This is a genomic window from Candidatus Borkfalkia ceftriaxoniphila, from assembly GCF_004134775.1.
GTDB lineage: Bacteria > Bacillota > Clostridia > Christensenellales > Borkfalkiaceae > Borkfalkia > Borkfalkia ceftriaxoniphila.
In genome coordinates, this window is record NZ_SDOZ01000003.1 from 66,424 (window position 1) to 79,867 (window position 13,444).

Sequence of the window (13,444 nt, forward strand, 5' to 3'; positions counted from 1 at the left end):
ATCAGCCCCGATACACGCATTGCAGCGCCGCGTCGTAAATGGCCGCAACTTTGCCGATCTCGTCGAAATCCAACGCGACGTAGCGTTCGAATATGCCTTCCGTCAGCAGCGATCTGAAAATCTCCGAAGAGCGGAGGCTGCCGATATCCTTCATATGCGCGCTTGCGATGACGTGCACGCCGCTTCTCGCGCAGTCGATGACCGCCGCGATATCCTCGGCACCCGCGATCTCGTCGGTAATGATCACGTCGGGACGCATCGCGCGCACCGCCGCGGTCAACGCGTCCCGTTTATAGGAATAGCGGACCACGTCGCAGAACGCCCCCGTATCGAGCGTAAAGTCGCGCGAGGCGGCGGCGATCTCGTTGCGCTCGTCGTTGATGAGCACGTTGACGATCTGTTTTTGGCAGATCTGCCTGGAAAGATCGCGCAGAATGGTCGTCTTGCCCCGCCCCGGCGCGGAGATCAGCAGAATATTTTGCAAGCCGTTTTGCAAGCATCGGGCGTAAACGGTATCCGCGCAGCCGAGCACTTCGTGCGGAATACGGATATTGAGCGAAGTGATCTCCTTGACCGTAAAAGTTTTGCCGTCCTCGTAGACAAACGCGCCCGCAAGCCCGATCCGCTCGCCTAAGTTTCCCGTCAAAAATCCCTGCCGCAGTTGTTCCGTGACCGAATACACGGAAAACTCGCTCGCGCGAAAGACGATCTCTTCCAATTCCGCGCACGCCGCGGTCAGAGAACCCGCCGCCGTTTCGCTCAGCCCCCTTTCGCACAGGTACGAATATTTCCCCTTATAGTTGACCACGACGGGTTTGCCCGCCCGAAGACGCAGTTCGTACAAGTACTTTTCGTTGAGATAGGACAGCGCGTCTATGTATTTTTGATTTAAAAAATCCAACATAACTTGTCCTCCTCAATGCCTTATTATATGTGCGGACAAGCGCGACTATGACGCGAAAGCATAAAAAAAGGGACGGCATATCCTGCCGTCCCCTTTCGGAAACAAAAATTATTTTGCAAACTCCACGCTGCGGAATTCGCGGATGACGTTGACTTTGATCTGCCCGGGATATTCGAGTTCCTGCTCGATCTTCTTGGCGATATCCTTGGCGAGGAAGAGAGTCTGCGCATCGTCGATCTGTTCGGGTTTGACGATGACGCGCACTTCGCGCCCCGCCTGAATCGCGTAGCATTTATCCACGCCTTTGAATCCCGACGCGATGCCTTCGAGTTGTTCCAGACGCTTGACGTAGTTGGTGCTCGTTTCGCGCCTTGCGCCGGGCCTTGCGCCCGAGATCGCGTCGGCTGCCTGTACCAACACCGCCTCGATGGTCTTGGGCTCCACGTCGCCGTGGTGCGCCTGTATCGCGTTGATGACGTTATTGCTCTCTTTATATTTTTTGGCGATATCCGCGCCGATCTGAATGTGCGTGCCTTCCTGTTCGTGGTCGACCGCTTTTCCGATATCGTGCAGAAGTCCCGCCCGTTTGGCAAGATTGACGTCCAGCCCCAGTTCCGCCGCCATCATGCCCGCAAGTTGCGCGACTTCGATGGAATGTTTATATACGTTCTGGCCGTAACTGGTCCTGTATTTGAGCCGCCCCAAAAGTTTGATGATCTCGGGGTGCAGACCGAAAATACCGACTTCGAACATGGCGCTCTCGCCGTTTTCCTTGATCTGCTGGTCCATTTCTTTTTTGACCTTTTCCACCGTCTCTTCGATCCTGGCGGGATGGATCCTGCCGTCGCCGATGAGTTTTTCCAAAGAGATCCTCGCCACTTCGCGGCGGACGGGGTCAAAGCCCGAAAGAATGACGACTTCGGGCGTATCGTCGATGATGAGTTCGATACCCGTGGCGTTTTCCAGCGCGCGGATATTTCTTCCTTCCCTGCCGATGATCCTCGCTTTCATATCGTCGTTGGGAAGAGGTACGACGGATACGGTGATCTCCGAAGCGTGGTCGCTCGCGCACTTCTGAATGGCGAGGCTGATGATTTTTTTCGCATTTGTGTCCGCCTCGTCCTTGGCCTGCTGCTCGATGTTGCGCACTTGCAGAGCCACGTCGTGACGGGTCTCGTCCATAATGTTTTCGGTCAGAAGCCGCTTCGCCTCATCCTTTGTGAGCTGGGCGACTTTTTCCAGTTCCTGAATCATCAGATCGTGCTGATGATTGATCTTTTCCTGCATCTTTTTGACTTCGCCTTCCTGGCGAACGAGATTTTTCTGCTGCTGCTCGAGTGCGTCGTTCTTCTTTTGCAGGGCGTCCTCTTTTTTGTCGAGGTTGTCCTCTTTCTGGATCAATCTCTGTTCGAGTTTTTGAAGTTCGTTTTTCTTTTCTTTTGTGTCACGTTCAAATTCGTTGCGTAGTTTTAAGTCCTGTTCCTTCGCCTCTAAGATAGCTTCCTTTTTTAATGCTTTGCATTCGCCTTCGGCGTCTTCGAGCATTTTTGAAATTCTTTGATTGACTTCGCCCAACTTTTTATCGGTCGCATTCTTGTACATGCGGCGGCCGAGGAAAAAGCAAAGCACACCAACTGCTACAACCGCGACGGCGAGTACGGCAATGACCGTAATTTCAACCGTGCCGGCAAGAAACAGGGAGCTTATCGTTTTGGTTACCATAAAAGCCTCCTGTATTTAAAATGAAAAAAATGATACAAATACGCTTTAAAATGTGTGATTTTATATCTCATTTATTATACATGAAACGCATAGAAAAGTCAATGTAATTTTTTAAATTAACAGTTTCGGAGCGAATAAAAAATGACGGACGCGCTTTTTTTCGCACGCCCGCCGGTCCGATCGTTTTTTTTAAGGTTTTTCTTCCAGTTTTTCCAGCCACAGCCGAGACTCCGCGTCCGACGGCATGCGCCAATCCCCGCGCGGCGACAGAGACACCGAACCGATCTTTACCCCGTCGGGCAGGCACGAACGCTTGAACTGCTGCGAGAAGAAACGGCGGTAAAAATTTTTCAGCCATTTCCGGAGCGTATCGTCGGAATATTTTTCTTTGAACGCCGCCTTTGCGAGATACAGCACCTTTTCGGGCGGAAAGCCCCAGCGGACGGCATGATACAGATAAAAGTCGTGCAGTTCGTAAGGACCGACCAACTCCTCCGTCTTCTGCGCGATCTTGCCGTCTTCGGGCGGAAGAAGTTCGGGGCTGATCTCGGTATGCAGAATATCTTCGAGCACGGCCCCCGCAGCGCCGCCCAGCCGCTTTCCTTCGTAGGCGATCAGATGTCTTACGAGCGTTTTCGGAACCGACGCGTTGACGCCGTACATCGACATATGGTCGCCGTTGTACGTCGCCCAACCGAGCGCCAGTTCGCTCAGATCGCCCGTCCCTATGACGATGCCGTTTGCATCGTTTGCGATATCCATGAGCACCAAAGTGCGCATTCTCGCCTGCGCGTTCTCGTACGCCGTGTTTTTATTGTTTTCATCGTGGGAAATATCTTTGAAATGCTGCAAAACAGCGTCCTTTACGGGGACGGTGCGCGAGGTCACGCCGAGCGCTTCCATCAGTTTCAGAGAATTTTGCAGCGTTTTATCCGTCGTCCCGAAACACGGCATGGTGACGGCGACGATATCTTTCGGATCTTTGCCGAGCGCCTGAAAAGCGCGCACGGTCACGAGGAGGGCGAGAGAACTGTCCAGCCCGCCCGAGATGCCGATGACTGCCGTGGCGCTGTTCGTATGTTTCAAGCGCTTTTTCAGCCCTGCCGCCTGCATGGACAGGATCAATTCGGCGCGCTCGTCCGCATTCTTTTCGGGAAGGAAAGGATGCGCGGAAATGTTTCTGGTCAAGGGCGCGGGCGCCGTGAGCGTTTCGAAAGAAACCTCTACATAATCGGAAGGCGCGCGCGAATCGGAAAAAGTATTGACGCGGCGGCGTTCGAAACAGATCTTATCCACGTCGATCTCCGAAACCGTCAGTCCGCTTTGAAACAGCGCGCTTTCGGCGAGAATTTCCCCATCCTCGACGATGAGATCGTGACCGGAAAAGACGAGGTCGGTCGTGCTCTCCCCTTCGCCCGCATCCGCATATACGTAGCCGCAGACGGTTTTGGCAGACTGCGCCTTGACGAGCAACCGCCTGTAATCCGCTTTCCCCGCCGTTTCGCTGCTGGCGGAAAGATTGACGATGATATGTGCGCCTGCAAGCGCGTGCGAAACCGATGGCGGCGCGGGAACCCACAGATCTTCGCAGATCTCGGCGGAAACGGTAAAATTCTTCTGGTTGGCGGCACGAAACACCACCCGCGCGCCGAAGGGCACGGTTTGACCTTCCCACTCTACGGTGCGCATCGCGCCGTCGAAGGAAACAAAATTGCGGCGTTCGTAAAACTCCGCGTAATTCGGAAGATACGTCTTTGGAACGAGCGCAAGCAGCCTGCCCCCGCTGATCGCCGCCGCGCAGTTATACAGCGCGCCGTGTGCGAGATACGGCACGCCGACAAAGACGAGCGTTTTCGTGCCCGCCGTGGCGTCTACGATCTTTTTGAGCGCGTCTTTCGCCCCCTCGACGAGGACGCTCTGCGAGAACAACTCGCCGCAGGTGTAGCCCGTGACGCACAGTTCGGGAAAGACCAGCAGTTGCACGTTCTCGCTTTCCGCGGCGCGTATGAGGCGGATGATCTGCTCCGCGTTGTATTTCGCATCGGCAACCCTGATCTCGGGCGTAGCCGCGGCGACTTTCACAAATCCGTATTCCATAAATCCTTATTCTTCGGGAGCCTCTTCGGGCTCCTCCTCTTCCTTTTCTTCCGCGGGCTTGTACACCGCGCGGATCTTATTTTCGATCTCTTTCGCTTTTTCGGGATTGTTTTTCAGATAATCGCGCATCTTTTCGCGGCCCTGCGCCACTTTTTCCCCTTCATAAGAGAACCATGCGCCGCTCTTTGTGATCACGTCGCACGCGGTACCCAGATCGATGAGGCAGCCTTCCTGCGAAATGCCCTCGCCGTACAGAATATCGAATTCCGCGGTCTTGAAGGGAGGCGCAAGTTTGTTTTTCACGACTTTCGCGCGCGTCTTATTGCCCATGATCCCCTCTGCGTCTTTCAGGGCGTCCGCTTTGCGCACGTCGATACGCACGCTCGCGTAAAATTTCAATGCTTTGCCGCCGGGCGTGACTTCGGGGTTGCCGAACATGACGCCGACTTTTTCGCGCAACTGGTTGATGAAGATGACGCAGCAGTTGCTCTTATTGATAAATCCCGTCAATTTGCGAAGGGCCTGCGACATCAGGCGCGCCTGCAAGCCGACGTGCGAATCGCCCATTTCACCTTCGATCTCCGCTTTGGGCGTGAGCGCCGCCACGGAGTCGATGACGATCAGATCCACCGCGCCGCTGCGCACGAGCGCATCGGCAATATCGAGAGCCTGTTCGCCCGTATCGGGCTGCGATACGTACAAATCGTCCAGGTTCACGCCGAGTTTTTTTGCATAGACGGGATCGAGCGCGTGTTCCGCGTCCACGAACGCGGCGATTCCGCCCGCCTTCTGCGTTTCCGCGATGGCGTGCAGAGCGACCGTCGTCTTACCCGAAGATTCGGGGCCGTAGATCTCCACGATCCTGCCGCGGGGTATCCCGCCGATACCGAGCGCGATATCCAGCGAAAGACAACCCGTGGGAATGACTTCGATATCCACGCTTCCCGCCGCGTCGCCCAATTTCATGATGGCGCCTTTGCCGTAGTGCTTTTCGATCTGCAAAAGCACCTGATCGAGCGCTTTCAGTTTGTCGTTGTTCATTGATGACCTCTTTTCCTTTTATTTGATTTGCTTGTAAAGCAGAAACAGTGCCTGATTGACGGCGCGGCGGGTGATTTGTTCCCGATCGCCGTGAAATATATATTTATATACGAACACGTTTTCTTTGCGCCCTACTGCGATATAACACAGTCCCACAGGCTTGTTCGTATTATCCGATTTCGGCCCCGCGATGCCCGTCGTCGCAACGGATACGTTGCAATTTCCGCCTGCCAGAAGTCCCGCAGCCATTTCATACGCCGTTTCGTCAGAAACCGCGCCGTGGTGCATGAGCGTGAATTTTTGCACGCCCAGACGTTTTTCTTTGGCGAGATTGTCGTAGGCAACCACGCTTTCGAAAAGCACGGAACTCACGCCGGGGACTTCGATGAGTTTTTTTGCGACGCCACCGCCCGTAAAGGATTCGGCAATTCCGAGTTTTAATCCCCTCAGTTTCAGGATCTCGAAGACGCGCTCGTTGAGCGGCGTATCTTCGACCGCGTAGATATAATCGTTGAGCCCCTGTACGGCGACGCGCATCACGTCGTCGATGAGCATTTTCGGGGAATTGCTGTCGTACAAAAGTTCCAGACGCATTTCCCCGTCGCACTGATACACGTTGTATAAAAGTTTCTCTCCGCTGATACGCTTGCAGTCGGACAGGACGTTCTGCAATCTGTCCTGCGGCACGCCGACCGTGCGGACGACCATTTTATCATGTTTTACAGAGTACTTCGCGTCTAATAAATCGATGTATTCCGAGCGGATCTCGGCCGCCCCGCGCTCGCCTGCGTGCATTAAAAAAACCGTCTTCGCGTCCAACGAGATCGCGTTCCCATCGCAGAGTTTCGCTTTGAGCACTTCGAAAACGCGCACCTTGCTTTCGGCAAAGATATGCTCGGGAATGACGATAAACACGTTATCGAAAAAGTTTTTCGCCTCGATGAGCGTCTGCGCGAACGCGGAAGGTTCGTCCTCGCCCAGAATGAAAATCTTGTCGAGAAAATACCCCCCCTCCGAAAGAGCCCTCGCGCACGGCTCGAATTCATCGCCGTAAAAGGGATTTTTGATATTTCTTAAAACGATACACGCGTTTTTCATGATTCGGATTGACTGAAAACCGCCCTGTTTTTCACGATATAGGATACGCCCGACCAGATGGTGAGAACGGTGGCGATGCCGAGGCAGACGATACCGATCGCATTGATGATCTCGCCCGCTGCCGCAATACCGAAGAAATTCGCGCCCGCGAGCAGCATGGCGATGGCGATATCCTGAAACGTGGTTTTCAATTTTCCGACTTTATCCGCCGCGAGCACCAGTCCCGTGGACGCCGCTACCATGCGGAATCCGCTGACGATCAACTCGCGCGCCAGAATCACGGCGACGCACACGCCCGCAAAGACGAGCGTCCAGCCCCCCCACAGCACGGTGAGGATCTCGGGCTTGACCAAAATAAAGATCAGCGCCGTGGAAACGAGCACTTTATCCGCGATGGGATCGAGAAATTTTCCGAGATTGGTGACGAGATTGTATTTGCGCGCGATATGCCCGTCGACGAAATCCGTACACGCGGCGACGATAAAGACGAGCGCGGACACAAAATAATGGTAGGAAAAATCGATAAAGAAGATCGCGCCGAATACGGGAATCATGCAAATGCGGCTGATCGTAATTTTATTGGGTAAATTCATGCTTGAAAATCCTCCGTTTGACCAAATAGATCGTAATCGCCGCAGTCCGTGACGATAATTTCGTACGTTTCGCCCTGCGTTGCCTCGGGCGCGTTGAAATACACTTTGCCGTCGATCTCGGGCGCGCTGAAATACGCCCGTCCCACGAAACATTTTCGTTCGTAATCGATGCCGTCGCAGACGACGGACAGTTTTTTTCCGAGCAAAGTATGTAAGAACGCGCGCGATATTTCCGCCTGAACGCCGTAAAGTTCTTTCACGCGGCGCTGTTTTACGCGGGCAGGGATCTGCCCCTTTAAACGGTACGCCGCCGTATCGGGTTCGCGCGAGTAGGCGAAAAAGCCGCAGTTGGTCAATTTCGCCTCTTTCAAAAACATACCCAGCGCGGCCGCTTCCTCTTCCGTTTCCGTGGGAAAACCCGCGATGAAAGTCGAACGGACGGCAATGCCCTCCACGTTTTCGCGCAGTTTTTTCAAAAGCGCAAGGTAATCTTCGCGGCTCCCCTTGCGGTTCATCAGTTTCAGAATGCGATCCTCGCTGTGCTGAAAGGGAATATCCAGATATTTGATGAGTTTGGGATTATTTTTCAGTTCGGCGATCAACGCGTCGTCGATTTGATCGGGATAGCAGTATAAAAGCCGGATACTGCGGATATTTTCGAGTGAGGAAAGTTTTCGGATCAACTCGACGAAACGGCTTTCGCCATGATCCGTACCGTAGCGCGTGGTGTCCTGCGCGACTAAAATGAGTTCGGAAACGTCACCCAATCCCTGCGCCTCTTCGACGAGTTTTTCCATAGGCTCCGAACGGTAGCGGCCGCGGATCTTGGGGATCAGACAGTAGGTACAGAAGTTGTCGCACCCGTCCGCGATCTTCAGATAAGCATAGTGTGCGGGCGTGGTCAGAACGCGCTCCGCGGCGCTCTCTTTCCCCTGCCCCACCGCGTTGATACGCCCCTCGGAATAAGAGCGTTCCAGGCTTTCCAACAGTTTGTCGCTGTCCGAACAGCCCAGGAAAACGTCCGCCTCCGTGAGCGCAGGGAACAGTTCTGCCACATATTTTTCGGGTAGACAGCCGCTCACGACGATCTTTTCCAGATTTTTTCCGCGCAGCGCGTTGCATTCCAGCACGGTGTCGAGCGCTTCCTCGCGCGCAGACTGCAAAAAAGCGCAGGTATTTACGATGAGGATATTTGCATCTTCCATCTCGTCGGTGACGGCGTAGCCGCGGCTCTTGATCTCGCCCAAAAGCCGCTCGGCATCCACCCTGTTTTTATCGCAGCCGAGAGAAATCAGCCCGAATTTTTTGTTTTCTAACATATCAGTTTCCAAAATCGCCGTACTTCGCGTCGAATTCTTCCTGCGAAAGGAGCACTTTGCGCGATTTGGCGCCGTCGAACGCGGAAATATAACCCATGTTTTCCATCCACTCGACGATCTTGCCCGCCTTCGGATAGCCGACCGAGCATTTGCGCTGGATCATGGATATAGACGCCTGTCCCACGGATACGACGTAACGCAGCGCCTCGATATACACCGCTTCCACACTGTCGTCGCTGCCCTCGCCGCCCGACGATTCGCCGCGCTCGCTGTTGTTGATATAGGTCGCGACCGCGTCGTCGTAGTACGCCTCGTTGTGTTCCTTAACGAACTCGACCACGTCCTGCACTTCCTGCGAACTCAAAAACGCGCCCTGCACGCGCGCAGGCATAGTCATGGTGTCCGTCTTGTACAGCATATCGCCGTAGCCGAGCAATTTTTCCGCACCCGTGGAATCGAGAATGGTACGGGAGTCGACCTCCTGCACGACCTTGAACGCCACACGCGTGGGAAGGTTGGATTTGATGATACCCGTAATGACGTCGACGGACGGACGCTGCGTCGCGAGCACCAGATGGATACCCGCCGCGCGCGATTTTTGCGTCAGGCGCTGGATGCGGTCCTCGATATCCTTTTTGGCGACCATCATCAGATCGGCAAGTTCGTCGACGATGAGCACGATCTTCGGCAGCCGCTCTTCCTCGGGAAGAAGGCTCGCATTATATTCGTCGACCTGGCGGACGAGCGTTCCCTTTCTGGTCTTTTCTTTAAAGAGCGAATAACGGCGCTCCATTTCGGCGATCGCCCAGTTGAGAACGGTGATAACTTTGGCAGGCTCGTAGATGATCTCGTTGATCATCAGGTGAGGCAATTTATCGTATATATTGAATTCGACCTGTTTGGGGTCTACAAGTATTATGCGCAATTCCTCGGGACTGTATTTATACAAAAGGCTGATGATCAGCGAATTAAGGCAGACGCTCTTACCCGAGCCGGTGGAGCCGGCAACGAGAAGGTGTTTCATCTTGGCGATATCGCCCGAGATCGCGCGCCCTTCGATGTTCTTTCCCATGCCGAACATGAGCGCCGAAGACTTGGCGTTGGTAAATTCGGGTGAGGTGATGATCTCTTTGAGCCCCACCGTCGTCTTCTGCTTGTTGGGAACTTCTATGCTGATGGAGCCGTTTTCGTAATTGGGCTGAATGTTGACGCCGTCGCGCGCGTGCAGGCGCATGGCGAGTTCGGTATCGCAACCCAAAACCTTGGAGGCGGGAATATTCCCGGGAATATCGATGTCATAGCGCGTGACCATCGGCCCCTGCGTCACGCCCACCACTTCGCAGGAAATTTTCAACTGAGCGAGCGTTTCGGTGATCGTGACGATGTTTTCGCGCATCTCGTCTTCGGAATTGTTCGCCGCGGGCGCGTAATCGCGCAACAGGGAGAGCGGCGGGCTGACGTATTTCTGATAGACGTGTTTGGGCTTGCTCTCTTCGACCGTCGGTTCCTGCCTGACAGGTTCGACGGCACGGTCGCGGGAACGCCCCAAAGATGGAATTTCCTCCGTCCGCTCGGGACGAAGGCGCGTCGTTTCCTCCATCGCGGTCGGAATGACCGAATCGAGCGGCTGGTCCGAAAGGTCGTCGTCCGCGTCGAAAATATCCGCGGCAGAGCCGAAAGAATCTTCCGTATTCTTGCGCACGTCGTTCTGTTCGTTCAATTCGAAATCGCTCGCAGGACGCTGAAAGCGCACGGGTTCCTCTGCCGGGCGGGGAACTTCGGTCGCGGCGACTTCGGGCTCGGAAATCACTTTTTTATGAATGCGCTCGCGCTTGACGGGCTCTTCCCGTTCGGGTTCGGGCGCACTGTCTGTAAAGCCTGTGCGGATGCTCTCGTTCCCTTCCGTGCGGCGTGCGCCGAATTCGAAAGGAGGAGGCGTCTGCGGTTCGCTCGGCGCAGGCGCAGGATCGCGGCGGGCGCTGAACTGCGGAAAAGAATTTTCCGCAGGAGGCGTCGCGGCGGGCGGCGACGAAACGTCGTTCCTATAATAATTTTTTTCAGGCGAAACGTACGCGGCATAGGGAGTATCGGGCACCGCCGTATCCGTATTGCGCGTGGTGTCCGTAACGATCTTTTTGGGTTTATTGGAATAGGTGATATTGCCGTCTTCTCCGTCCTCATAAAGATTTGCGTAGGAAGATATGGGCGCGGCGGTCGCGGTATTTTCCGTGCGCGTGCTGCGCTCGTGCCCCTCGGAAAACGAGGAAACGTCTTTGAAGTTGTTGGAATACTGTTCGCGCGAAACCGAGCCGCGGTTGGGGTTGTTGAAATACGAATTGGAATCGAAGATCAGATTGTTTGTATAATTCGACCCTATCGGCGCGTCGCTTTGCGGATATAAAATAGAGCGGCTCTGCGCGTAGGGCGAAACGGGTTCCGCCGCGCGCTGCTGTTCGCGGCGCTGCGCCTCGGCGCGCTTATTCTCCTTGTTGATCTCGCGTTTCGTCTTGAAATCGAAGGTCTCCCCCACCGCGAAGAGGCGTTTGGACTGATCGACGGGCGACTGCGGATAAGCGTCCGCCGCGGGGATTTCCGTCTGTGCGGCGGCATAGGGCTGCGGTTCCGAACGGAACGCGGGCGCGGCGGGCTGGGCATAAGCCGTACCCGCATAATTCAGATCATACGCGCCGTTCGTATTGCGCGTGGCGGCCTCGACGGGCGTTTCTGCCTGCTCGCGGCGTTTCTGCGCGGGGCGCGGCGCGGCGAATACGGAATTGCCCGATTTTGCGGCGTAGATGAAATACGCGGTCGCCGCCATCAAAAGCGAAAAGATGATATAGCCCCCGACGGAAGTCGTGAGTTTCACCACGGGATAAACGACGAGACCGAAAATCACGCCTCCGCCCGTCGTCTGGAAAAAACTGTTTTCTCCCGCGCGGTAGCAATCGGAAAGATATTCGCCGTACGAGCCGTAGGCGATCTCCCCCACCGCCGCGGTGATGGTGTGCACGAGACAGACGAGCAGGCAGAAAAACAGTACGCACAGCGCCGTCATTTTTTTGCCCGCGGTGATCCTTTTGCCCGTAATGAGCACGAAACCGAGATAAAAGAGCGCGGCAAGAACGGCATACGAACAGTATCCGAACGTGCCGAGCAAAAAAGAACTGATGGCAAAGCCGACGCTCCCGAAAATGAGACTTCTCGTAATTAAAATCAAAAGCGCGAGCGCGGCGAACAGGACGACCACCATCCCCACCGTCTCGCGGGTCAAAATGCGGTCCTTATCGTTTTGATTGTTCTCGCTTCCTCTTCCTAAATTGTTCAAATCAGACTCCCTTCCGGCGCCGCGAAAAAGGCGCAATATTTCAGTATTTCTATAATAAAGATATTATAACATTTTTGTCGATTTATTTCAATAAAAATGCGCAACTTTTTCCCTCGCGAGGCAAAATATCTTCTGCAAAAATTTAACAAAAAAACCGCCCGCGATCATTTCGCGGGCGGCGCAAGAAAATTTTACGTTACATATCTTCTTTTTCGTCGTTCCAGGAATACATTTTACGCAGTTCTTTACCCACCGCTTCGAGTTGATGGTCGGCCTCGAGCGCGCGCTTGGCGTTGAAATGCGCCCTGCCGTTGTTGTTCTCTGCGATCCATTTAGAGGCGAACGTGCCGTCCTGGATCTCTTCGAGGACTTTCTTCATTTCCTTTTTGGTCTCTTCGGTGATGATACGCTTACCGGTCTCGTAATCGCCGTATTCAGCGGTGTCGGAAATGGAATAGCGCATCATCGAGAAACCGCCCTTATAGATGAGGTCGACGATGAGTTTCATTTCGTGAATGCACTCGAAATACGCGTTCTTGGGATCGTAACCCGCTTCCACGAGCGTTTCGAACCCCGCTTTCATGAGCGCGGTCACGCCGCCGCAGAGAACAGCCTGTTCGCCGAAGAGGTCGGTTTCCGTCTCGCACTTGAAAGTCGTTTCCAGAACGCCCGCGCGCGCGCCGCCGATACCCGCGGCATACGCCAAAGCCACGTCGAGCGCCTTGCCCGTCGCGTCCTGATGAATGGCGACCAGGCAGGGAACGCCTTTACCTGCCACGTACTCGCTGCGCACCGTATGGCCGGGGCCCTTGGGCGCGATCATGAACACGTCCACGTTTGCGGGCGGAACGATTTGTTTGAAATGGATATTGAAGCCGTGCGCAAACGCGAGCGCCTTGCCCTCGGTCAGGTTGGGTTCGATGCTCTCTTTATACAATTTCGCCTGTCTTTCGTCATTGATAAGGATCATGATGACGTCCGCCGCTTTCGCCGCTTCCGCTGCCGTCATGACTTTCAAGCCTGCCTTTTCCGCTTTCGCCCAGGATTTGCTGCCGTTATACAGTCCGACGACGACGTTTACGCCGCTCTCGTGCAAGTTCAGCGCATGCGCGTGTCCCTGGCTGCCGTAGCCGATGATAGCGACGGTTTTACCCTTTAAAACTTTCAGATCGCAATCAGACTGATAGTATATCTTTGACATATTCCAAATTCCTCCGAATGAATTTCCGAATTTTTATATATTATATAACTCTTGCCGTTTTCCGTCAAGCATCGGACGGGCGTTGCGGGCGTTTTTTTTATTTATTTCACAATTTCGGCGGCAACGATTTGATTTTTACGGAAA

9 protein-coding genes are annotated in these 13,444 nt (G+C 54.4%); all 9 read right to left on the reverse strand.

Annotated elements, in window-relative coordinates:
• Position 1: 1 nt before the first annotated feature.
• Positions 2 to 904: an ATPase, T2SS/T4P/T4SS family gene (locus ESZ91_RS08980; RefSeq protein WP_129226435.1), complete on the reverse strand. Its 903-nt coding sequence runs from the start codon at positions 902 to 904 to the stop codon at positions 2 to 4.
• A 108-nt stretch (positions 905 to 1,012) separates the two neighbouring features.
• Positions 1,013 to 2,626 carry a ribonuclease Y gene (gene rny / locus ESZ91_RS08985; RefSeq protein ID WP_129226437.1) on the reverse strand — a complete coding sequence of 538 codons (1,614 nt, stop codon included), beginning with the start codon at positions 2,624 to 2,626 and terminating at the stop codon, positions 1,013 to 1,015.
• A 189-nt stretch (positions 2,627 to 2,815) separates the two neighbouring features.
• A complete protein-coding gene (locus ESZ91_RS08990) occupies positions 2,816 to 4,723 on the reverse strand; it encodes an NAD(+) synthase (RefSeq protein ID WP_129226439.1) in 1,908 nt (635 codons plus the stop codon).
• Positions 4,724 to 4,729: 6 nt separating this feature from the next.
• Positions 4,730 to 5,764 (reverse strand): recombinase RecA, encoded by a 1,035-nt coding sequence (gene recA / locus ESZ91_RS08995; RefSeq protein WP_177814479.1) that lies wholly within the window; start codon positions 5,762 to 5,764, stop codon positions 4,730 to 4,732.
• An 18-nt stretch (positions 5,765 to 5,782) separates the two neighbouring features.
• A complete protein-coding gene (locus tag ESZ91_RS11735) occupies positions 5,783 to 6,862 on the reverse strand; it encodes a CinA family protein (protein ID WP_201270890.1) in 1,080 nt (359 codons plus the stop codon).
• Complete coding sequence (gene pgsA, locus ESZ91_RS09000; protein ID WP_129226441.1) at positions 6,859 to 7,455, reverse strand: CDP-diacylglycerol--glycerol-3-phosphate 3-phosphatidyltransferase; 597 nt, start codon at positions 7,453 to 7,455, stop codon at positions 6,859 to 6,861. The genes ESZ91_RS11735 and pgsA overlap by 4 nt, the downstream gene beginning before the upstream one ends.
• The gene (gene rimO / locus ESZ91_RS09005) at positions 7,452 to 8,774 is read right to left on the reverse strand and encodes a 30S ribosomal protein S12 methylthiotransferase RimO (protein WP_129226443.1); all 1,323 of its coding nucleotides are present in this window, start codon (positions 8,772 to 8,774) and stop codon (positions 7,452 to 7,454) included. The genes pgsA and rimO overlap by 4 nt, the downstream gene beginning before the upstream one ends.
• Before the next feature lies 1 nt (position 8,775).
• Positions 8,776 to 12,099, reverse strand: a complete 3,324-nt coding sequence (locus ESZ91_RS09010) for an FtsK/SpoIIIE family DNA translocase (protein ID WP_129226446.1) — start codon at positions 12,097 to 12,099, stop codon at positions 8,776 to 8,778.
• A gap of 196 nt (positions 12,100 to 12,295) precedes the next feature.
• A complete protein-coding gene (gene ilvC / locus ESZ91_RS09015) occupies positions 12,296 to 13,300 on the reverse strand; it encodes a ketol-acid reductoisomerase (protein ID WP_129226448.1) in 1,005 nt (334 codons plus the stop codon).
• Between the last annotated feature and the right edge of the window lie 144 nt (positions 13,301 to 13,444).